Genomic DNA, 20,527 nt, shown 5'->3' on the forward strand with positions numbered 1-20,527 from the left:
GGGCGTCCGGCCGCGAGCGTCGTGTGGCGCAGGGGGCACCTCCCAGCGGTAGCTGGGGGAGGCTGATGTCACTGCGGCGTCGGGAGCAGGGCGCCCCCTTTGACGACACGGCCTAGGGCTCGGGCAGCCGCACCTCGACCACCAGGCCGTGCGGCGTGGCGGGCCGCAGGGACAGCTCGCAGTCGGCGGCGCGGGCCAGTTCCGAGGCGATGGCCAGGCCGAGGCCGCTGCCGGGGACATTGCCGTGGCCGGGGGAGCGCCAGAAGCGGCCCAGTGCCGCCTCGAACTGGTCGGGCTCGAGGCCCGGACCGTCGTCGGCGATCCGCAGCACGCCCTGCTCCAGGCGGACCGTGACCCTGCCGCCGGGCGGTACGAACTTCGCGGCGTTGTCCAGGGCGATATCCGCGATCCGGGCGGCCGCGGCGGGCAGCGGCGCGGCGGGCGGCGGCGCGGCCGACGGGCCGGTGTCGTCGAGCTCCACGGTCAAGGTCAGCTCGCGCGCCGCGTAGACCTCGTGCCAGATGGCCAGCCGCCCGCGCAGCGCCGCACGGGCGATCGGTTCGGGCGCCGCCGTACCGGCCTCGACCCGGGCGAGCGTCAGCAGGTCCTCCATGAGCCGCCCCAGCCGGTCGACTTCGGCCAGGGCCTCGGCGAACTCCGAGGTGCCGTCCTCCGTCAGATGCGGCTCCAGGTTCTCCAGCCGCAGCGACAGCACGGTCAGCGGGGTGCGCAGCTCATGGGAGGCGTCCGCGACGAAGGCGCGCTGCCGCTCCAGGGCGGCCGAGACCGCGTCGGCCATCGCGTTGAAGCGGCGCTCCAGGAGCCGTAGCTCGGCCGGGCCGCGGCCGCCGTCGCGCACCCGTGCGTCCATCCTGCCCTCGGCGATGGCGCGGGTGGTCAGGTCCAGCTCGGTGACCGGGCGCAGAATCCACCGCGCCAGCCTCCGGGCGGCGATCAGGGCGCAGAGCACGGCGACCACCGAACCGCCCGCGACCGCGGTCCAGACGAGCGTCACATCGCGCCTGGCCGCCGCCGTGGACACCTTCATGACCACCACACCGGACACCTGCGCGTCCCGGCCCACCGGCTCCGCGACCACGGCCGAGGCGGGGCCGAAGGGGGTGACCAGCGGCAGGCCGGCGGTGGTGCGGCCGGACAGCGCGCGCTCGGCGGGCTCCTTGGACCAGGCCCCGCCGCCCGCCACCCGCCGGCCGTCCCGGTCGCGGATCTCCACCTTTGTGCCGTACAGCTCCTCGTAGCGGGACACCTCCTGGACGAGCCCGGAGGTGTCCCCGTCGCGGATCGCCTGATCGGCCAGCTCCGAGAAGCGGGTGGCGTCCGCGCGCCGCTCCAGCAGCAGCTTGCCGGTGCGGTGCGAGGAGTACGCCAGGGAGAACGGCACGGCGAGCGCGGTCACCAGGCAGGCGATCAGCACCGTGTAGACGCCAAGGATCCTCAGCTGCATCCGCCGGTTCCCAGGCGGTACCCGGTGCCGCGCAGCGTCTCCACCAGCCACGGGCAGCCGGTCTTTGAGCGGATCCCGGCGATGTGCACATCCAGCGAGCGTGAGGCGGACAGCAGCAGATCGCCCCACACCGCGTCCAGGATCTCCTCCCGGCTGCGCACGACACCGGGCTCGCGGGCGAGCAGGGCCAGTACGTCGAACTCCCGGCGGGTGAGGGCGACCGGCCGGCCGTCCACCTCCAGCTGCCGGGCGGCCAGGTCGATACGTACGCCGCCCACGGCCACCACCGTGCCGGACCCGGTCAGCGGCCGGGTGCCGCGCCGTACGACGGCGTCCATACGGGCCACCAGCTCGGCCGTACGGAACGGCTTGACGAGGTAGTCGTCCGCGCCCCCGCGCAAGCCCCGCAGCACATCCCGCTCCTCGGAGCGGGCGGTGAGCACGATCACCGGGACGGCGGAGGCGCGGCGCAGCCGGCGCAGCGCCTCCAGGCCGTCCATATCGGGCAGCCCCAGGTCGAGCAGGACGAAGTCGGCGCCGTCCTTGAGCCGCAGGGCGTCGTCCGCGCGCCCGGCGCGGACGACCTGATGCCCCAGCCGGTCCAGCGTGGCGGTCAGCGCGGCCGCCAGCCGGTCGTCGTCTTCGACCAGGAGTATGTGCATGGGCGTAAGGGTAAACAGCCGCTGTACTGGTCAGACAGGGGTGCGCGCCGCCCGCTCGGAGGTGGCCGGCTCGTCGGCGGGGGCCTTGGTGAGGGAGGTGTCCCGGGTCTCCCGCATGGTCAGATAGACGATCAGCGACACGGCGGCGCAGCCCGAGACGTACCAGTAGAACCCGGACTCCGCACCGGCGTTCTTGAACCACAGCGCCACATATTCCGCGGTGCCGCCGAACAGGGCGTTCGCCAGCGCGTACGGCAGCGCGACGCCGAGCGCCCGGACGTGGGTGGGGAACAGCTCGGCCTTCACCACCGCGTTGATGGAGGTGTAGCCGGTGACGACGACCAGCGCGGCGAGCGAGAGCAGCAGCGCCCCGCCGAAGGTGTCGGTGTGCGACAGCGCGGTCATGATGGGCACGGTGGCCAGCATCGAGCCGACCCCGAAGGTGATCAGCAGCGGGCGGCGGCCGATCCGGTCGGACAGCGCCCCGGCCAGCGGCTGCAGCAGCATGAACACGAACAGGGCGCAGAAGCTGACCAGCGAGGCGTCGGACTTGCTCAGCCCCGCCGTATTGGACAGGTACTTGGTGAGATATGTCGTGTAGGTGTAGTAGGCGACCGTGCCGCCCATGGTCAGCGCGATGACGAGGGCGGCTTCCTTGCGGTGGCGCAGCAGCTCGGCGATGCTCCCGCGCTCGGTCTCCCGGTGGGAGCCGGCCTCCTCGTACACCTCGGTCTCCAGCAGATTCCGCCGCAGCCAGAAGACCACGGCCGCGGCCACGGCCCCGAAGATGAACGGGATGCGCCAGCCGTAGGAGTGCAGCGAGTCGTCGGACATGGTGCGCTGGAGCACGATCAGCAGGCCCAGGCCGATCAGCTGGCCCGCGGTCATCGAGACGTACTGGAAGCTGGAGACGAAGCCGCGGCGGCCGGGCTGGGACGCCTCGGTCAGATAGGTGGCGCTGGCCGCGTACTCGCCGCCGACCGACAGGCCCTGCAGCAGCCGGGCCACCAGCAGCACCCCCGCGCCGAAGTAGCCGACCTGGTCGTAGGTGGGCGCTATGGCGATGAGCAGCGCGCTGGCCGACATCAGGGTCACGGTGAGGGTGAGCGCGGCCTTGCGTCCGCGCCGGTCGGCGAAGCGGCCCAGCAGCCAGCCGCCGACGGGGCGCATGAAGAAGCCGACGGCGAAGATGCCGGCAGTGTTGAGCAGCTGCGCGGTGTCGTTGCCCTTGGGGAAGAAGGCTGAGGCGAAGTAGGTGGCGAAGCTGGCGTAGACGAACCAGTCGAACCACTCGACCAGGTTTCCGATGGAGCCGCCGATGACGGCGCGCCATGGTGTGCGAGCCTGTGGCGCGGAGGATGTGACGGACATGGGGCCTCCTCGAGCATGCGGGTGGATGGCGGCCCGCCCGAGGGACGCCGCCGCGGATGGCAGCTTCCGCGCGGACGGCGGCGGCGTATAGACCTCCGGGGCCAGACCTAACCTGCGCTTAACAAAGACCGTTCCTAGGGACCGAGCGGGGGTGAGTCCTGGTGTCAGGGATGCTCAGCCGAACGCCCCGAACGATGTTGGGCGTTCTGGTTCCCCGCGTTCGCTTCGCATCCGGCGCGCATGGATCGTGTCCGTGGTCCGGGGATGCGTGGGCGGCCCGCGGCCGGAGGCCGCTGATGAGCAGAGCCTCACGCCCAGGGACATCCGGTCGGGCCTGGGCGGTCCGATGCCCCGCACGATCGCTCTGGTCGTGTGGGGGCGGTGCCGTCCGTCGCCGGATCGGGTGTCCCTGGGCGCGCCGTCCGATCGCCACGGCGGCCGCGTCGTGGCGAGTGGTTTTCCTGGTCTTCGCGGTGAGAGGCTTTTGCCAGTTCCGGCGTCAGCTCCCGCTTACGCGCCGCCCACCGATCGGCGCAATGCTCCCAACCGTCCGCGCAGCGCGTCTTGAGGTCCCGCGACGCGAGCGAACCCAGATGCGCGCCGACCAGCGCAAGAGCCTTCTCATCCTGCGCGGTGAGGTGCTTGATCCGGGTACGGATCGCCACTCCAGCCGGGCCGGACGCAACGAACGGCTCGGCGACCTTACGCAACCCGCTCATCCTTCACCCCCGCCCGGCTCCGCCCCGGCGATCCCTTCCCCACATCCAACGAAGCCCGACCGAAGAGGTCACGCATTCGGCATCAGGATTTCCGTTCGCATCCTGAGGCGTTCTGGTGGAAATGCGCGTCACGCCGAAGATTGCACGCATTCACCCTCACGCTTGAGCACACTTCAGCGGCAGCAGTTCCACACCCTTGACGAGGTGTGGGGCCCTTGGGACTGTGGTGATTCCGATTGACTTCTGTTTGCTTGTGTTCGAAGTTTCGGACTTCGGGAGGCAGCCATGCGTGGCATGTCAGCACGGAGCAAGTCAGTACAGGGCGAATCAGCACAGGGCCAATCAGCGCACAGCGAGTCGTACGGACGCAGGCGGTTCCTCACCACGGCCGCCGCCCTCGGCGGGGCCGCGGCCCTGACCGGATGGCCGCGCCCGGCGGCCGCTGCCCCCGCCGCGACCTGGGAGGACGTCATCAACGGCTCCTTCGGGAGCTACAGCGCCTTCGAGTCGGCGTGGAACTATCTGTACCCGTGGGGCTCCGACCACAACGGCAGCGCCCGGATGTACGGCAGCGCGAGCGACCACAACCACATCTATCTCGGCTCCGGCGTGCTGACGCTGAAGGCCAGCCGGATCACCTGGGACGAGGGGACCAGCTCCTCCTCCCCGCATCTGCCGATCCGCTACCACTCGGGCGCGGTGCACGCCAAGAACCAGATCGTGGTGACCAGCCAATTCCCCGACTACGAGGTGAAGGGAGAATTCCAGGCGCCGAACGGCGCCGGGACCTGGCCGGCCTTCTGGCTGACCGGGGTCAACAGTTGGCCGCCGGAGAGCGACATCCTGGAATTCAAGGGCAACTCCAACAACTGGTTCAATACCTTCCGCACCTCCTCGGATGTATCGAGCACCATCGTCGGGGTGTCGTCACCGGGCAACTGGCACACCTATCGCGCCTGGATCACCAAGGTGAACAACACCGACGTCGACATTCACTACTACCTCGACGGGACCTGGAAAGCGGTCCACCGTGGGGCGGGTTTTGTCGGAAAACCTCTGTGGCTCATCATCAACCTCCAGATGGAGGGCTCCTCGGGGTCCTCGGGCCCTAGCGGCGACACGTATTACCGGGCCCGGAACGTCTATGTGGGCCGCAACCGCACATCCTGAAGACGCGCCCCGCCACGAGGCGGTGGCCTCCGGCAGGTCACTCCCATCACTCCCGGAAGCCACCGCCTCATCCGCATGCCGAGGGGTGACGGCAGTTCTCGTCGGCGTCCTCCAGAACCGCCATCCGCTGCTTTCCCCAGGCGCCCAGCGGCTTCAGCGCCGTATTGAGATCCTCGCCGAGTTCGGTGAGTGAGTACTCCACCTTCGGCGGCACCTGGTCGTAAATCTCCCGGTGGACGATTCCATCCGCCTCCAGCTCCCTCAACTGCTGGGTCAGCACCTTTTCGCTCACCCCGGGAACCAGCCGCTTCAATTCACCGAACCGGCACCGCTGGGAATTCAGCGCCCAGATGATCAGCACCTTCCACTTGCCGCCAATGACATCCACGGCCGCGTCCAGGCCACAGACATACGGCCGCTTCCTCATGAACCCATCCCCACTGACCTCAAGGTAAGTACGCACTTTTTAATCCGTACTTGCCCACACTACAGCGGGCCGCAAGGCTGGGACAGGCGCGCCGGGACCGATACGAACAGCAGCATTGAGCAACGGGAGCACCCGATATGAGCGACACCCCCGTGACCGTCCTCGGCCTGGGCGATATGGGCACGGCACTGGCCCGCGCCCTCCTGAAGGCGGGATTCCGGACCACCGTGTGGAACCGTACGGTCGCGAAGGCCGAAGCCCTCGTCCCCGAGGGCGCGCTGCGCGCGGCGACGGTCGCCGAGGCCGTCGAGGCGAGCCCGCTGGTGGTGGTGTGCCTGCTGGACCACGACTCCGTGCGCGGCACCCTCGACCCGGTGGCCAGGGCGCTGACCGGCAAGGCCGTGGCCAACCTGACCAGCGGCACCCCGCGGCAGGCCCGCGAGATGGCCGCGTGGGCGGCGGACCAGGGCGCCGACTATCTCGACGGCGGCATCATGGCCGTACCCCCGATGATCGCGACCCCCGCCGCCTTTGTGCTCTACAGCGGATCCCGGGAGGTCTTCGGCACCCACCGGGCGGCGCTGGACGCCCTGGCGCGGAGCGAATACCTGGGCGAGGACGCCGCGCTGGCCTCGCTGTACGACATCGCCCTGCTCAGCGGGATGTACGGGATGTTCGCCGGAATCCTGCACGCCTACGCGCTGATCCGCAGCGAGGACATCAAGGCGGCCGACTTCGCCCCGATGCTCGGCCGCTGGCTCAACGGCATGTCGGGCGCCGTGGCCGGATACGCCGAGAAGATCGACAGCGGCGACCACGCCCGGGGCGTGGTCTCCAACCTCGCCATGCAGTCGGCCGGGTTCGGCCACCTCGTCGAGGCCGCCGAGGAGCAGGGCGTCAGCCCCGAACTGCTCGCCCCGCTCGGGCCGTTGATGGCCCGGCGGGTCGCCGACGGCCACGGCCACGAGGACCTTTCCGGCCTGGTGGAGCTGTTGCGTACGCGGCCGTGAGCCGGACCTGACCGGCCTTAGCGGTGGTCCTGCAGGACGGCCTCGCCCCGGCTGGACCGCCGCTGGCCGCGTGAGCGGCGGCCGGGGGAGCGGCGGTCGGGGGTCAGACGGTCGTCGGCGCCGCGCGCCGGGCGGGGGATACGGGGGAGCCGGCGCGGGCGGGGGGCGGCGCCGGCTCCGGGGCCACCGGTTCCGGGGCCGCCGGTCCGGTCGTCCGGCCCTCGCCCCTCGGGCCCCTCGCCCGTCCCGGCCGCTCCATCTGTCCCATCTGCCCCGCCCGTAGCGTCCGTCTCCTGCGGCTGCGGGGCGGCTTCCGGCCCGGCCGGGTCCGCGGTGGCACCCTGCTCCGCCGGCTGACCCGACGTCTCCACCCCGTGCACGGTCAGCATGACCAGACCGGTGCCCGCGACCAGCGCCGCCAGCAGGGCCAGCAGGGTGCCGGGGGCGCCGTGGCGGAAGTGCTCACCGAGCGCGGTGACGCCGATGGCCGTGGCGACCACGGGGTTGGCCACGGTCGCCGTCGCCAGCGGGGCGGCCAGCCCCGCGCCCCGGTAGGACGCCTGGGACAGCAGCACCCCGGCCCCGGCCAGCAGCCCGATCATCGCCAGGCTGGGCAGCCCAGAGGCCCAGCCCTCGAACTCCGGCTTCCCCCACTCCAGTTCCACGGTCACGTTCTTGGTGAACACCGACGAGACCCCGAAGGCGGCCCCCGCGGCCACGGCCAGCAGCACGCTGCGCACCCCGGGCCGCCGCGACCAGCGCGCGGCCAGGGCCAGTACGGCGATCGCGCTCACCGTGACCACGGCCACCGTGATCCGGTCGTCCTTCGCCAGCGCTCTTGCCCTCGACGAACCGCTCAGCGAGAGCAGCCCGGCGAGCCCCGTGGTGGCCAGCAGCGCGCCCCGCCACCCGGCCGCGCCGACCGGGCGCCGGACGAACACCGCGGCCATCGGCAGCGCGAAGACGATGGTCAGCGCGCCCAGCGGCTGCACCACACTCAGCGGCCCGTACGCCAGGGCCAGCACATGGAGGACCGCACCGGTCCCGTTGAGCACCACCGCGGTCCACCAGCGGCCGCGGCGCAGCGCTGCGTACGGGCGGGGCGGCGTCGTCGCCGCGACGTGCTCCTGGAGGATGGCGCCGGCGGCGTAGCACACCGCCGAGGCCAGGGCCAGGAGCACGGAGAGAGCCAGGGAGGTCACGTCAGGGCTCCCAGGGCCGGTCGGTCGTCGTCCATGTCCTCACGATGACGGGTTTCGCCCGCCACGTCGTCGTCCCTGAGCCCCCATTGCGCGTACTACCGGCGCAGTACGGCCCGGCGGAAGTGCGCCGTCGCGGCGGTCGTCCGGGCGCGCTGCGCCAGCTCGTTCCCCGGCTCGGCCGGGCGGTAGACGGTCAGGGCGCCGGGCCGTTTCTCGATCACCAGCGCCTCGGCGGGGGATGGAGCGACCTCGCCGTCGAGGGCGCGGACATCCACGTCGTGCAGGCCCGACAGGTCGAGCCGGCGCAGCCGCCGGGTCGCCACCACTCGGGACCGCCCCAGGGTGCCGGTGAGGGCCGCGACCAGCAGCCGGGTGCGGGCCAGCGGCTGGTTTCCGTCGACGGCGCGGACGTCCAGCAGCCCGTCGTCGAGCCGTTCGCGGTACGCCGGGGCGAAGCCCTCCGGCGCATAGCGGCAGTTGCCGACGAACAGCACCCACAGCCGCCGCCCGCGGCCGTTCACCTCGATCTCCATGGGCGTGGCGGTGCGCAGCACGCGGGCCAGCGCGACCGCGGCGGCGGGCCACTTGCCGAGCCGGCCCTCCAGGCTCTCGCGGATCCGCACCAGCTCGGGGTACATCCCCAGGCTGAAGGTGTTGACGAAGTGGCCGCCCGGCCCGTCGCCCGGCAGCGGGGCCACGCGGGCCAGGTCCACGGCGACGGCGTCGCCCTCGGTCACGGCGTGCACCGTGTCCTCGATGGCGGGCACCCCCACGTCCAGGGCGAAGTGGTCGAAGGTGCCGCCGGGGAAGACGGCCAGCGGCAGCCCGCGCTCGGCGGCCAGCGCGGCCGCCGCGTTGACGCTGCCGTCCCCGCCGCAGACCCCCAGCGCCCCGCCCCGCTCGGCGGCGCGCCGGGCGGCGCGGTCCAGCAGCGGCCCGAGGTCCTGCTCGGGTTCGCGCTCCAGGATTTCCGCGGCGGGCAGCAGCGCGCGCAACTGATCGGCGGCGGTGAGACCGGTCCCCGAGAGGCCGACGCCGGCCTGGGTGTTGACGACCACCACCAGCCCGTCGCCCTCGGGCAGCGCCGGGGCCGAGACGCGCGGCCGGGCCCGCGCCGGGGTCTGTGGCCGCGGTGGCCACCAGCGGCAGGTGAGCGCGGCGGCGCCGACGCCCAGGGCGAGCCCCGCGAGGACATCGCTGGGGTAGTGCACGCCGACGTACACCCGGGAGAAGGCCACCGCGGCGGCCAGCGGGGCGACAGCGATCCCGTACCCGGTGGACTCCAGGGCGACCCCGGTGGCGAAGGCGGCCGCGGAGGCCGAGTGCCCGGAGGGGAAGGAGCTCGTCCACGGCTGCTTGGTCAGCCGGCGGATCAGCGGCACGCTGTCGAGGAGCGGACGGCGGCGGTCCACGGTCCACTTGACCACGGTGTTGGACACGAACGAGGCGGCGGCCAGCGCCCCGACGCCCCGCACCGCGGCCCGCCGCGCGGTCCGGCCACCGACGGCGGCGAGTACCCCGGCCGTACCGAACCACAGGCGGCCGTGGTTGGCGGCGTGGGTGAGCTTGGGCAGCAGGGGATGGGCGCCGCGGAGCCGGCCGGCCGCGACCCGCGCGAACAGCCGTCGGTCAAGATCGCTGATGAATCTCATGGCACATGGGTATCCGGATCGGCCGCCCGCACGCCACCCCGGTGTGCACGGACGGCCGATCCGCCCCTCTCTCCGCGCGCCGCCCGTCAGGAGGCCGGCATCCCCCAGCGCGGCGCCTCCTCACCCGGCCGTACGGGCCGGACGCGCATATCGGGCCGGTCGCCGCGCGCGGTGATGACCGCCTCCTGACCGCGGGCCAGCCGGATCCGGATGGTGCCGTCGCCCGCGGGCTCGTACCGCAGGGGCCGCCCGTGTCCGTCGCGTACCTCGATGTCCCCGCCCAGGGAGTGGCGTACGACGCAGGGCGCGCCCGCCTCGCTGCGCAGCCGCACCCAGCGGGTGGCCCCGCCCTCGCGCGCCGCGCTCAGCAGGAACGCGCCCTGCGTACGGAAGTCGTGGACGACCAGCTCGCGCCAGGCGGCGGGCAGCGCGGGGAAGACACGGATCACCCCGCCCCAGCTCTGGCACACCATGTCGTGCAGCGACTGGGCGGCCGACAGCGGGGTCTCGATGACCGGTCCCGACTCCTTGTACATGGTGTTGGCCTGGATGAAGCGGCGCATCAGCTCACCCAGGTACTTCAGCGCGTCCTCGCCCCGCCCCATCTGGGCGGACATCGAGGCGGCCCCGGTGAAGGTGTAGCCCTGGAGCGCGCCCTCGAAGCCGACCCAGTGGTTGAGCGAGGTCTCGATCAGCTCGCGGTGCGCCGGGTCCTCCCAGGTCACCTCGTACAGCGGGTAGACGGCGAGCAGATGCGAGTAGTGGCGGTGGGACTTGGCGAAGGGGACCCCGGCGCCGATCATGTAGCCGTTCTCGTCGACCGGGTACGGGGTGAGCCGGGTCAGCACCTCCCGCCAGCGCGGCGCCAGTTCGTCGTCGGTGCCCAGCGTCCTCGCCGACTCCAGCAGGGTGGCGCAGCCCCAGCGCAGCAGCATCAGGTCGTAGTTGCAGTCCGGCGCGTTCACGCCGTACTCGGGCGAGAAGGTGGCGGGCAGATGCAGCTTGCCGTCGCTGCCGGGGGTGAGGAAGTGGAGGTAGTAGGTGATGGCCTTGCGCAGCAGCGGGAAGAGGACGTCGCGCAGGATCGCGGTGTCCATGGTGTGGCGGTAGCTCAGCCAGACGTTGTGCAGCGCCCAGGTGAGGTTGCCGACCTCGGGGGTGGGCGGGTCCTGGCCCGGGATGCCGACGGCGTAGCCGCCGTTCGCCACCGCGCCGCCGTTGACCAGCTGGGGGTCGGTGGTCCGCGGGATGCCCGCCGAGTCCTTGCGGTACGGCGCGTCGAGCTGGTTGGAGAGGTTGTCGCGGTACTCGCTCAGCGCCCGGGTCACGGCGTCGAGCTCCAGGTGGTTGGAGCCGTGGATCAGCCAGTACTCCAGCTGCACATTGAGGTTCCACCAGGTGTTCGGCCAGGGGGTGGACTCCAGCCACGGCCCGCAGGTGGCCATCACGGGCGCGTCGGCGCGTGCGGCCGCGGCGACCTTGTAGAGCTGGATCCAGTAGAAGCGCTGCAGCCGCGCGTCCGGGAGGGACAGGAAGCTCTTCCGGTAGTAGGCGTGCCACCAGGGGCGATGGGTGGCGGCGAGCGCGTCGTAGGAGAGCGCGGAGGCCGACCGTACGGCCTTGCATGCGGCGCCCAGGGCGGTGGTCCGCGGGAAGGAGTGCGCCACCGTCACATACAGGGTCCGCCGCCGGGAGGAGTCGCGCTCCCGCCAGGCCGTCACATGCTGCCCGCCCGCGAGCAGGGACTGGACCGCGGTCTGCACGCCCTCGCGCTCCGCCACGACGGCCGGGGGGTTGCCGGTGTAGCCGTCCGGGATCGGCTTGAACGCGACCCGCGGGCTGATCGCCTCGGCCGGGTGGAAGACCCAGCGGAAGGCGGCCTCGCCGGCGCTCGGGGTGACCTCGACGGCCATCAGCGAGCGGGAGTTGTGGACCAGGGCGCGCAGTGTGAGGGTGCCCTTGTCGGTGGTGATGGTGCCGGTCAGTTCGGCGTCGCGCAGCCGCAGCCGCCAGTCGACGGCGGTGATGGTGCCGACCGGCTCCAGGGTGAACCAGCCGATGGGCAGCCGGGCCAGGCCGAACAGCGAGCCGAACTCGGGGCGGTGGTCCTGGACCTCGCTGTGCTGGACGTTGAAGCGGATGGCGTTGGCGCCGCCCGGTTCGGCGTAGATGCCGGAGCCGAGGCGGGCGTTGCCGAGGAAGGGGCCCTCGTACCAGGTCGTCGGCAGTTTCTGCCACACCATGTCGGCGTCGTCGAGGACTTCGGCCCATGGGTCGCGGGCGCCGGCCGCGGCAGGCGCGGCGGGTTCGGCGGCGTACGCGGCGGGCGCCGCGGCGAGCCCGGTGGCACCGGCGGAAGCTGCGAGGGCGCCGCCGAGGACCGATCTTCTGGACGGTGTGGATGACATCGCAGACGTGGTCACGTACATGCCTCCAGTTCGACGCTCTGAACCCTTGGGCATGATGCAGTCCCTTGAGGGGAACCGGAACCCCTCGCGCACGATAAACATCGGATGGACAGGGGGCGGTGACAGGATGATATCGGTACGAAAAGTCGCCAGGTGGGCGAGACCTCGGATCTTCCCTGGCTAGCGCGGACGGCGCCGACCGCCGGATCCACGGCCCCGCACAATGAGTTCGACACCGTGCCGGAACCGCTCCTCGAAGTCCGTGATCCCGTCCGCCCCGGCGGCCAGGGACGGGTACCGCCCGCCCGCGGCGGCCCGCAGCAGCGGCTCCACCCCCAGGGGCGGCGCCGGCTCCTCCTGGCCGAGGCCGAAGGCTTGTCCGGGCGATGGTCGCTGAAGCGCGGACCATAAGCCGCCGGGCTTGTGGGCGGTACGGACCTTCCAGGCGGAATCGCCAGGAATGCTGAGAGTCACTGAAGCTCTTGGTAACGGAAGGCAACGAGGGAGCGACGGTCGAGCAGCCCCTGCCTGTCAGCCGATTGCCGCCGTCGCCCGTCCGCCGCCGAGCGTCGCGGCGAGACGGGCGGCCGCGGTGCCAAGACCCGTGGGGCCGTACGAGGTGCGCGGCGGCAGGCCCACGGGGCGGCGCAGCTCGGACTCCGCATAGCGGGGGGTCTGCCGGTGCCAGACGAGGATTCCGGACATCCAGTTCTGCAGCTCGCGCGTGTGGCCGTAAAGCGTGGCCCGGACCGTCGCGTCGAGCGCCAGATCCTCGACCAGCGCGGGCAGTTCGGTGGAGACGATGCGCTCGAACTCGTGCATCCGGGAGTTGACCAGGTCGGCGACTATGTGCAGGGCCTCGGAGGTGCCGCAGCCGAAGAAGTTCTGGACGACCAGCACACTGTTGTGGATCTCGCCCGAGAACTCGACCTCCTTCCGGAAGGAGTGGAGGTCGTTCAGCAGCCCCACATAGTCCCCGGCCGCGTGCTCCATGGCCTGGACCGGCCGGGCCCGGCACACCTCGGCCGGCAGCGTCCGGCCGTGGGACAGCCCGGACAGGGCCATGGTCAGGTCCGCCCCGAAGGTCTTGCGGCGCATTTCGATGTAGTCGACCGGGTCGGGGACGCGCCGCTCCATCTCGCCCGCGAGCTCCCACAGCCAACTGCCGGTCATGTCCTCGACGGTGGTGCGGAAGGCGCGCCGCGCATCCACCGTCATCGGCCCCGCCGTACGCGACCAGAGGTCGGCCAGGCCCCGCTCAAGACCGGTCACCGGCGTGGGCACGGAGGTGGAGTCCACCGGCATGAAGGCCGACAGCCGCTCATTGCAGACCCGGGCGCCGGCCAGGTCGAAGGCGCGCCCGAAGACCATGGGGTAGTAGTCGTCCGCGTAGGTACCCCAGGTCAGCCAGCCCGTGGTCAGATCCAGCTGCTCGCCGGTGGCATCCGGATGGATACCGGCGGCGGCCAGCGCGAAGTCGAAGGCCCGCAGCTTGTGTTCGTCCCAGACCCCGAAGCCGGGGAGGCCCGGCGGCACATCCAGGATGCCCATCCGCCACCCCCACTCCACGATGTGCCCCCGGGACCGGTCCAGATGAGGGCTCAGCCGCGCCGGATAGGGCATATGGAGATCCGGAACCCGCACCGGCCCGACCACCCGGCGCGGCGGCTGCGCATGGCTCCTGAGCCGGAAGGGCAGGGTGGCCGCCAGCGAGGTGGCGATACGGGCCGCCGAGGTGCCCAGGCCCAGCGGGCCGCCCGGCACCGGGCCACCGGGGTCGCCGGCCCCGCCGCCGTTCATATAGCGGCTGGAGCGCATATGCCACTCATGCCCGCCCGACTGCCAGTCCTGCAGCCCCTTGGCGTAGGTCAGGACGTCCGCACAGGACCGCGGGTCCAGACCGGACTCCACGAACAGCGGCGGCAGCTCGGTGAACACGGTGTGCTCGAACTGCTGGAGCCGCGAGGTGATCAGGTCGTTGACGGCCTCGGCGGCCGCCTGGGTGTCACAGCCGAGGAACCGCTCGAAGACCAGCACGCCGTTGGAGAGTTCCCCCTCGTCCTCGACCTCGCGCTGGTAGGAGAACAGGTCGTTGCGCAGATGTACGGCGTCGGCGAAGGCGTCCCGAAGCACCAGCAGCGGTCGGCTCGCCGCCACCGCCTCGGGCACCTCGGCGCCCGCCGCGTACTCGACGAGCCCGGCGGACCAGGGGGCGCCGCCGACCTTGCGGCGCATCTCGATGTACTCCAGTGGGTTGGCGATCCGGCCCTCGCTGATGTTGGACAGCTCCCACATGCTCTCTTCGAGCAGATGGCGGGTCGCCTCGGCGAACCGCCGGCGCCACCCGCCGGACATGGCCGGTGTCGTACGGGCCCACAGGTCGGCAAGGCCCCGCTCCACCGCGTTCGACGGCTCCTCGGCGGCGCGGGCGGCGGGGAGCACCGGCATAAAGGCCCGCAGCCGGTCGAGATATGCCTTGGCGCCGGCCATGTCCTGACTGCGTTTGAAGCTCTCCAGGAAGTGGTCGTCGAAGAAGAACACCCAGACGTACCAGTCGGTCACCGTGGCCAGCACCTCGGCCGGTGCGTCCGGGTGGGTGTAGGCGCAGAGCAGGGCGTAGTCATGGGAGTCGAAGTCGGCCTCGTCCCAGACGCCCGACCCCTCGATCATCACCATCTCGCGGGCCCACCGCTTTGAGTGGTCCCGGGCCGCCGCCAGATGGGGATTCAGCCGGGCCGGATACGGCTCGTAGAAGTCCGGCAGCTCGAAGGGCTGTGACATCCGCGCCTCTCACCTCACCTCTCTCGTGTTCCGGGACGGACGGTTAGTCGCGGCCGTGGGAGATCTCGACGTTCTCCAGGACGCCGAGCGCGTCCGGCACCAGGACGGCCGCGGAGTAGTAGGCGGTGACGAGGTAGGAGATCAGGGCCTTCTCGTCGATGCCCATGAACCGCACGGACAGGCCGGGCTCGTACTCGTCGGGCAGCCCCGTCTGGTGCAGCCCGATGACGCCCTGGTCGTCCTCTCCGGTACGCATGACGATGATGGAGCTGGTGCGCTCCTTGGTGATGGGGATCTTGTTGCAGGGCAGGATGGGCACCCCGCGCCAGGCGGGCACCTTGTTGCCGTTCAGATCCACGTGGTCGGGGTACAGCCCGCGGGAGTTCAGCTCGCGGCCGATGGCGGCGATGGTGCGCGGATGGGCGAAGAGAAACCGGGAGCCGCGGCGGCGGGTGATGAGCTCGTCGAGGTCGTCCGGGGTCGGCGGGCCGGAGTGGGTCTGGATCCGCTGGGCGTACTCGGCGTTGTGCAGCAGGCCGAACTCGCGGTTGTTGATCATCTCGTGCTCCTGCCGCTCCCGCAGGGCCTCGATGGTCAGCCGCAGCTGCTGTTCGGTCTGGTTCATCGGCTTGTTGTAGAGGTCCGCCACCCGGGTGTGCACCCGCAGCACGGTCTGGGCGACGCTGAGCTCGTACTCGCGCGGATGCAGCTCGTAGTCGACGAAGGTGCCGGGCAGATCGGCCTCGCCGGCATGGCCGGAGGCCACCGCGATCTCGGCCTCGCCGCGCGCGTTCTGCCGCTGCTGGGGGAGCGCGGCGAATTCCGCGACATGCGTCTGGAGTGCGGGCGAGCCCTCCAGGATCGAGGTGAACTCCCGCCGCGGCAGCCCGAGCAGGGTGCCGGCGGTGGCGGCCTTGGCGGTGTACTCCCAGGTCGAGTCGGCGCTGAGCAGACACTGCTCGCCGAACCGGTCGCCGTCGCCCAGCACGCCGAGCCGGGTCGGCTCGCCGTACGGACCGCTGCCGGTCTTGACGATCTTGCCGTGCGCGATCAGATAGATGTGATCGGCCGCGGTGCCCTCCTCCGCCAGCACCTCGCCGGCATTGAAGTCGCGCTGCACGAAGCGGTTGGCGAGCGCCGTCAGCACGCCCACGTCCTCGAAGCCGCGCAACACCGCGAGCTCCCCGAGCTCACGCGGAATGACCTGCACCCGCGAACCGGTCTTCACAAACTCGATGCGGCCGTCCCCGACGGTGTAGGTGAGGCGCCGGTTGACCCGGTACACCCCGCCGTCGGTCTGCACCCAGGGGAGCACCTTGAGCAGCCAGCGGGAGGTGATCCCCTGCATCTGCGGAACGGACTTGGTGGTGGTGGCGAGGTTGCGTGCGGCGGCGGTGCCGAGGCTGAGCTGCTCCTGCCGCTCCGGCTGCGCTTCGCTGGCCGCGTCTACCGACATCAGCCGTGTCTCCTTTGCGTGCGGGGGAAAACGGGGGTTCGGCGCGAACACCCAGCACGCTAGGGGGCGTTGAACGGCGGAGACGCGGACGGCGGATGTGACTCATCAGATCGAATGATCGTGGCAATGCCCGCGTTTAACGATCAGCGTCCTCAGTCGTCGACATCGCCGTCCAGCAGTTCGAGGTCCGGCGGCACCAGCGTCGTCGACTCGACGAGCCCGCGCAGCAGGTTGTGCAGCAGATTGTGGTCGCTGGGCCCCGCGCCGTCCTCCTCGCGCAGCACCGAGTACGGGAAGTCCCCGCCGCGCTCGATCCGCCGGCGTACCGCCCCCACCTTGCGCTCGATCCGGCGCTCGCCCCAGACGCCCTCGCCGCACACATAGTCCAGCTCCATGGCCGCCTGCCGGTACGACAGCGGCCGCGGGCACTCCTCGTACAGCAGATAGTGCTGGCCCAGCACGACCAGCAGCAGCCGCTCCTCGTCGTCGAGCGGCCACCGCTTGGGCGGCAGGGTGGCGTCCTCCTGGCGCGCGCCGCCGCCCCGCTCGTCGTGGTCCGTCACATACAGCTCGACCAGGTGCTCACGGTAGCCCGAGCCCCTGACGAACAGCGGGGTGTACCCCGCTTCCAGCGGGATCGGGCCCGAGCTCGAATGCATCATCCGGCCGCGCGGCAGCCGGACCAGCTGCTGCCCGGTGTTCCGCAGCCACCACTTGCCCTCGCGGTACGTCAGCTCGCCATGGCGGCGGCTCACCCGCAGATCGCCCTCGGCGACGGACAGATCCACATCGGGCCGGCCGCCGCGCCCGAACCGGACGACGCGGCCGGGCACCGGCGGGACGCTGATGTCGGCGATGACCGAGCGCGCGTGGAGCGTGCCGGGCCGGGCGGGTTCGGCGCCGCGCGCCAGGGTATCGGGGCGGTGGCTGTGCATCGCTGCCTCCTTGAGTCGTGCCGTGCCGGGTCCACTGTGCCCCGCCCACGGCGGGACCCCTCCCGCTCGGACCCCTCCCGCTCGGACGTGGGTCAGGTGGTCGGCAACGCGGCGGTGGCCGACCGGGCCAGGTCGGTCGCCGTCTCGCAGGAGGGCCGGTCCTTGGCCCGCGCCCCGCCGACCACCAGGCGCAGCCGCTCGGTCGACCCGTCGTCACGGCTCCGATACGGGCGGTTGAACACATCGACGGTGCAGCTGCCGTCGCCCTCGTACTCCGGCATCACGACGGCGTCGTGTCCGGCGAGCTCGGTGAACCGGGCGTTGTCCGGGATCGAAAGGACGCCCTGGTCGAATACCAGCCGCGCCGTCATACGGTTGGTGCTGCTCTTCCAGTCGCAGGTCCACCGGCCGAAACCGACGTCCGGGTCGCGGGCGTCGATACCCGGAACGACCTCGAGCGCCCGGCCGTCGAGCAGCCCGCAGGCGTCCTGCCGGGCCAGCGAGTCGGCCGGGAACTTCGACGAACGGCGGGGGACCTCGCCCCGGTTGAGCACCCTCACCGCGTGCTCGACGGCGGCGTCGGCGATATCGCACAGCGGCGCCTTGGTGTCGTCGGTCAGCTTCGCCTCGACCCTGATGACGATGTCGCGCACACCCGACAGCACGAGCGTGCGACCGCACCAGCCGCTCTCGGCGGGCTGCGTGACGACGCTGACCTTCCCCGACGTCCTCGCCGCCGCGGTGCTCGGCGGATCTTCGGTGTCGAGGTCCACCGTCACATCGACGATATCGTCGTCGTCCGAACTCAGTACGGCGTCGCAGCGGTCGAAGTTGCCGTACTGCGGGTCCAGTTGGGCCTTGTGTCCGAACCGCTCGAACGAGCCGGTGCTCAGCAGCGCGCACGGATCGACCGTGCGGGGGTTCCCGAGGCCGAAGCCGCCGGCCGTGGCGGGCGGCGATTCGTCGGCGTGGGCCGGGGGGCTGCCCCCGTCCCCGTCGTGCAGCCCCAGCACCGCCGCCACCACGGCGATCGCCACGACCGTGGCCGCCGTGCCCCCGGTGAGCAGGGGGCGGCGCCGCAGCAGCGACGGCAGCCGGGCCGCCCCCGCCGCCGCGTGCTCACCTGGCTCCTCCGGAGGCGGATACGGCCTGGTCACCTCGTCGAGAGGCACCCGCGGCAGCTGGTCCACCGGCCCCGCGACTTCCGCCAGCGCCCGCTGCGCCTCCTCGGCGCCGGGCCGCCGCCCCGGATCGCGTTGGAGCAGCGCGGTGAGCACATCGCGCAGGGGCCCGTCCTCCACCAGGTCGCCCAGCGCCTCGGTCCGGATCGTCCGCCGGGGCCCGCGCGGCGGCGCCTCGCCCGTGACCAGCGCGTAGACCGTGGCGCCGAGCGAGAACAGGTCGGACGCCCGCTCCGGCGCCCCCTGGAAGGCCTCGGGGGCGGCATAGGCGGGGGTGAGGCTGAACGAGCCGCTCGGCGTGTTCGTCGTGCTGCCGTCGATGCGGTACGCGGCGCCGAAGTCGGCCAGCTTGGCGACCCCGTCCTCGGTGATCACGACGTTGTGCGGTTTGACGTCGCAGTGCACGATGCCCTTGGTGTGCAGCGCCGCCAGCGCGTTCGCGACCTGGGCGCCGATGTGGGCCGCGCGCTTCGCGGGCAGCCGGGCCGTACCGTTGAGGCTGCCTCCGGTCACATGCTCCATTACCAGCCAGAAGCTGGCCTTCGGCCCCCAGCCGGCGCGCTCGGCGCCGTAGAGGGTGACCACATTGGGATGGCTGAACTTCGCCAGCGCGCGGGCCTCGGCCAGCAGTTCGTCGAAGGCGGCCCGGCTGCTGTGCTCGGCCAGCGTCCGCTTGAGTACGACGGGCCGGTCCAACTCGGTGTCGACGGCGAACCAGACCGCGCCCCTGCCTCCGTTGACGGGCCCCTTCGTGAGCCGGTATTTGCCGACCTTCCCACCCGGGCGCACTAGAGACACTCCCCCTCACACAGGAACCGGATCGCGCCACGACTGGGCGCGCGCACCGAACTTACTGCGTGAGGGGTCGGGCACACAGCGTTTCGGCCGCACTCACAGAACCCCCGCAACTGTGGAGAGCGGGCGACCCGAGGGCATGCGCGCTTCGCCGTACGCGCGCTTGCGCGCCGAGGCGGTGAGCAGGCGCGCGTACGGCGAGGCGGGGGACGCGGCCACCCCTGCGGACCGCGTCCCCCGCCTGCCCCCTTCCCCCCTGGCTGTTACGGCGCTCCGCCGGGCTCCGGGCCCTCGTAGCCCGGCCGGGACGAGGCGTCGATACCGACCTCGTAGCGGATTCCGGCGTGCAGCCTGTTGCCGCCGACATGGGCTCCGGTGGAGTGGATGGCGAGCCCGATGGCGTGATGGGTGGGCGCGGCGAAGGTGTTCTTGGCGATGGTCACGTTCTGGACGTCTTCGAACATCAGGGCCTGCGAAGCGCGCAGGGTCTCGCAGAAGTTGTCCTTGATGACGAAGTCCGAGGTGGTGCCCCGCCCGTCGCCCTCGCCGTCATTGGGCCCCTCGGCCATCAGGCACATGTTGTCGGCCTGTTCGCAGCGGTTGCCCTCGATGCGCACCCGGTGGCTGGGCGGGGTGTCGCTGGCGAACGTCTGCATGCAGTCGGCGTGGCGGCCGCCGCTGTTGTCGGTGTCGCGCACCGTGTTGCGCGCGATGGTCAGATCGTCGCCGAAGAAGCGGATGCCGTCGCCGTCCCCGCCCTTGGGGCGGATCACGGTGGTGTTCCGCAGCGTGATCCGGTCGCCGGTCAGCTCGACCCCCGGCGCCTGGGGACGGACCGCCCGGAAGCCCTTGACGACCACGTCGTCGGCCTCGACCGTGATCCCCTTCACGGAGGCCCCGCCCCCGGAGTACACGATCGGGTGGTGTGGCGTGCCGCCCGTGGTGATGACCAGCCGGCGCCGGGAGAGGTCGCCGTCGAAGCAGACCACATCGCCCGGCCGCGCCGAGCGCGCCGCGTCGGCGGGGCCGGTGGCGTGCCGGGTGCAGCGCGGGGCCGCGTCCGACCGGGCGGACGTCAGAGCGGAGGACGCGGAGGATGCCGGGGGCGACGCGGCGTCGGCCGCGGTGCTCCACGCCCCGGCCCAGGGTCCGGTCAGCGTGATCAGGAGCGCGAGAACCGAGATCGCGAGAAAGCCGACGACGTGTCTCCAGGTGATCCGCATGCCGGTCACCGTAGACAGGCGCGGTCGGGACCGGTCCCCACCCCGGCGCCGGGCGAACGGCGCGACGCCC

At 71.8% G+C, this 20,527-nt stretch carries 15 protein-coding genes and 1 pseudogene; 2 read left to right on the forward strand and 14 right to left on the reverse strand.

Annotation, left to right across the window (positions count from 1 at the left end; translation table 11 throughout):
- Nucleotides 1–112 precede the first annotated feature (112 nt).
- The 4 genes and pseudogenes from ACH4U7_RS09715 to ACH4U7_RS09730 form a co-directional block, all read right to left on the reverse strand.
- A complete protein-coding gene (locus tag ACH4U7_RS09715) occupies nt 113–1,465 on the reverse strand; it encodes an ATP-binding protein (RefSeq protein ID WP_398527417.1) in 1,353 nt (450 codons plus the stop codon).
- Entirely contained in the window at nt 1,456–2,127 is a 672-nt protein-coding gene (locus ACH4U7_RS09720; protein ID WP_089510124.1) for a response regulator transcription factor, read from the reverse strand. The genes ACH4U7_RS09715 and ACH4U7_RS09720 overlap by 10 nt, the downstream gene beginning before the upstream one ends.
- A 30-nt stretch (nt 2,128–2,157) precedes the next feature.
- Entirely contained in the window at nt 2,158–3,498 is a 1,341-nt protein-coding gene (locus ACH4U7_RS09725) for an MFS transporter (protein ID WP_398527418.1), read from the reverse strand.
- A 118-nt stretch (nt 3,499–3,616) separates the two neighbouring features.
- Nucleotides 3,617–3,994: pseudogene (locus tag ACH4U7_RS09730) on the reverse strand (hypothetical protein); the annotation flags it as partial.
- A gap of 517 nt (nt 3,995–4,511) precedes the next feature.
- Between ACH4U7_RS09730 and ACH4U7_RS09735 the strand changes: the two are divergent.
- The gene (locus tag ACH4U7_RS09735; protein ID WP_398527419.1) at nt 4,512–5,387 is read left to right on the forward strand and encodes a family 16 glycosylhydrolase; all 876 of its coding nucleotides are present in this window, start codon (nt 4,512–4,514) and stop codon (nt 5,385–5,387) included.
- 67 nt (nt 5,388–5,454) lie between these two features.
- Here ACH4U7_RS09735 and ACH4U7_RS09740 read toward each other — a convergent pair whose 3' ends face one another.
- Complete coding sequence (locus ACH4U7_RS09740) at nt 5,455–5,814, reverse strand: winged helix-turn-helix transcriptional regulator (RefSeq protein ID WP_398527420.1); 360 nt, start codon at nt 5,812–5,814, stop codon at nt 5,455–5,457.
- 137 nt (nt 5,815–5,951) lie between these two features.
- On the opposite strand from ACH4U7_RS09740, the gene ACH4U7_RS09745 reads away from it, so the two are divergent.
- Nucleotides 5,952–6,824, forward strand: a complete 873-nt coding sequence (locus ACH4U7_RS09745; RefSeq protein WP_398527421.1) for an NAD(P)-dependent oxidoreductase — start codon at nt 5,952–5,954, stop codon at nt 6,822–6,824.
- 17 nt (nt 6,825–6,841) lie between these two features.
- On the opposite strand, the gene ACH4U7_RS09750 is transcribed toward ACH4U7_RS09745, so the two are convergent.
- The 9 genes from ACH4U7_RS09750 to ACH4U7_RS09790 form a co-directional block, all read right to left on the reverse strand.
- Nucleotides 6,842–8,026: a DMT family transporter gene (locus tag ACH4U7_RS09750; protein ID WP_398527422.1), complete on the reverse strand. Its 1,185-nt coding sequence runs from the start codon at nt 8,024–8,026 to the stop codon at nt 6,842–6,844.
- A 95-nt stretch (nt 8,027–8,121) separates the two neighbouring features.
- Nucleotides 8,122–9,678, reverse strand: a complete 1,557-nt coding sequence (locus ACH4U7_RS09755) for a bifunctional phosphatase PAP2/diacylglycerol kinase family protein (protein WP_398527423.1) — start codon at nt 9,676–9,678, stop codon at nt 8,122–8,124.
- 86 nt (nt 9,679–9,764) lie between these two features.
- Nucleotides 9,765–12,086, reverse strand: coding sequence for a glycosyl hydrolase family 95 catalytic domain-containing protein (locus ACH4U7_RS09760; protein WP_398527424.1), 2,322 nt, complete (start codon nt 12,084–12,086; stop codon nt 9,765–9,767).
- Nucleotides 12,087–12,266: 180 nt separating this feature from the next.
- Nucleotides 12,267–12,560 (reverse strand): hypothetical protein, encoded by a 294-nt coding sequence (locus ACH4U7_RS09765; protein ID WP_398527425.1) that lies wholly within the window; start codon nt 12,558–12,560, stop codon nt 12,267–12,269.
- A gap of 57 nt (nt 12,561–12,617) precedes the next feature.
- On the reverse strand, nt 12,618–14,867 hold the full coding sequence (locus ACH4U7_RS09770) for a germacradienol/geosmin synthase (RefSeq protein ID WP_398527426.1): 2,250 nt from the start codon (nt 14,865–14,867) through the stop codon (nt 12,618–12,620).
- Nucleotides 14,868–14,910: 43 nt separating this feature from the next.
- Entirely contained in the window at nt 14,911–16,323 is a 1,413-nt protein-coding gene (locus ACH4U7_RS09775) for a family 2B encapsulin nanocompartment shell protein (protein WP_398527427.1), read from the reverse strand.
- 152 nt (nt 16,324–16,475) lie between these two features.
- Complete coding sequence (locus ACH4U7_RS09780; protein ID WP_398527428.1) at nt 16,476–17,258, reverse strand: FHA domain-containing protein; 783 nt, start codon at nt 17,256–17,258, stop codon at nt 16,476–16,478.
- A gap of 92 nt (nt 17,259–17,350) precedes the next feature.
- The gene (locus ACH4U7_RS09785) at nt 17,351–19,237 is read right to left on the reverse strand and encodes a serine/threonine-protein kinase (RefSeq protein WP_398527429.1); all 1,887 of its coding nucleotides are present in this window, start codon (nt 19,235–19,237) and stop codon (nt 17,351–17,353) included.
- Between the two features lie 260 nt (nt 19,238–19,497).
- The gene (locus ACH4U7_RS09790; RefSeq protein WP_398527430.1) at nt 19,498–20,457 is read right to left on the reverse strand and encodes a right-handed parallel beta-helix repeat-containing protein; all 960 of its coding nucleotides are present in this window, start codon (nt 20,455–20,457) and stop codon (nt 19,498–19,500) included.
- Nucleotides 20,458–20,527 lie beyond the last annotated feature (70 nt).

It is taken from the genome of Streptomyces sp. NPDC020845 (assembly GCF_044334165.1).
In the GTDB taxonomy this organism is placed as follows: Bacteria; Actinomycetota; Actinomycetes; order Streptomycetales; family Streptomycetaceae; genus Streptomyces.

What these genes read in the sequence shown, in the direction of transcription:
- ACH4U7_RS09715 (WP_398527417.1), bottom strand. Translation starts at nt 1,465, where the DNA reads ATGCAGCTGAGGATCCTTGGCGTCTACACGGTGCTGATCGCCTGCCTG.
- ACH4U7_RS09720 (WP_089510124.1), bottom strand. Translation starts at nt 2,127, where the DNA reads ATGCACATACTCCTGGTCGAAGACGACGACCGGCTGGCGGCCGCGCTG.
- ACH4U7_RS09725 (WP_398527418.1), bottom strand. Translation starts at nt 3,498, where the DNA reads ATGTCCGTCACATCCTCCGCGCCACAGGCTCGCACACCATGGCGCGCC.
- ACH4U7_RS09735 (WP_398527419.1), top strand. Translation starts at nt 4,512, where the DNA reads ATGTCAGCACGGAGCAAGTCAGTACAGGGCGAATCAGCACAGGGCCAA.
- ACH4U7_RS09740 (WP_398527420.1), bottom strand. Translation starts at nt 5,814, where the DNA reads ATGAGGAAGCGGCCGTATGTCTGTGGCCTGGACGCGGCCGTGGATGTC.
- ACH4U7_RS09745 (WP_398527421.1), top strand. Translation starts at nt 5,952, where the DNA reads ATGAGCGACACCCCCGTGACCGTCCTCGGCCTGGGCGATATGGGCACG.
- ACH4U7_RS09755 (WP_398527423.1), bottom strand. Translation starts at nt 9,678, where the DNA reads ATGAGATTCATCAGCGATCTTGACCGACGGCTGTTCGCGCGGGTCGCG.
- ACH4U7_RS09760 (WP_398527424.1), bottom strand. Translation starts at nt 12,086, where the DNA reads ATGTCATCCACACCGTCCAGAAGATCGGTCCTCGGCGGCGCCCTCGCA.
- ACH4U7_RS09770 (WP_398527426.1), bottom strand. Translation starts at nt 14,867, where the DNA reads ATGTCACAGCCCTTCGAGCTGCCGGACTTCTACGAGCCGTATCCGGCC.
- ACH4U7_RS09775 (WP_398527427.1), bottom strand. Translation starts at nt 16,323, where the DNA reads ATGTCGGTAGACGCGGCCAGCGAAGCGCAGCCGGAGCGGCAGGAGCAG.
- ACH4U7_RS09780 (WP_398527428.1), bottom strand. Translation starts at nt 17,258, where the DNA reads ATGCACAGCCACCGCCCCGATACCCTGGCGCGCGGCGCCGAACCCGCC.
- ACH4U7_RS09790 (WP_398527430.1), bottom strand. Translation starts at nt 20,457, where the DNA reads ATGCGGATCACCTGGAGACACGTCGTCGGCTTTCTCGCGATCTCGGTT.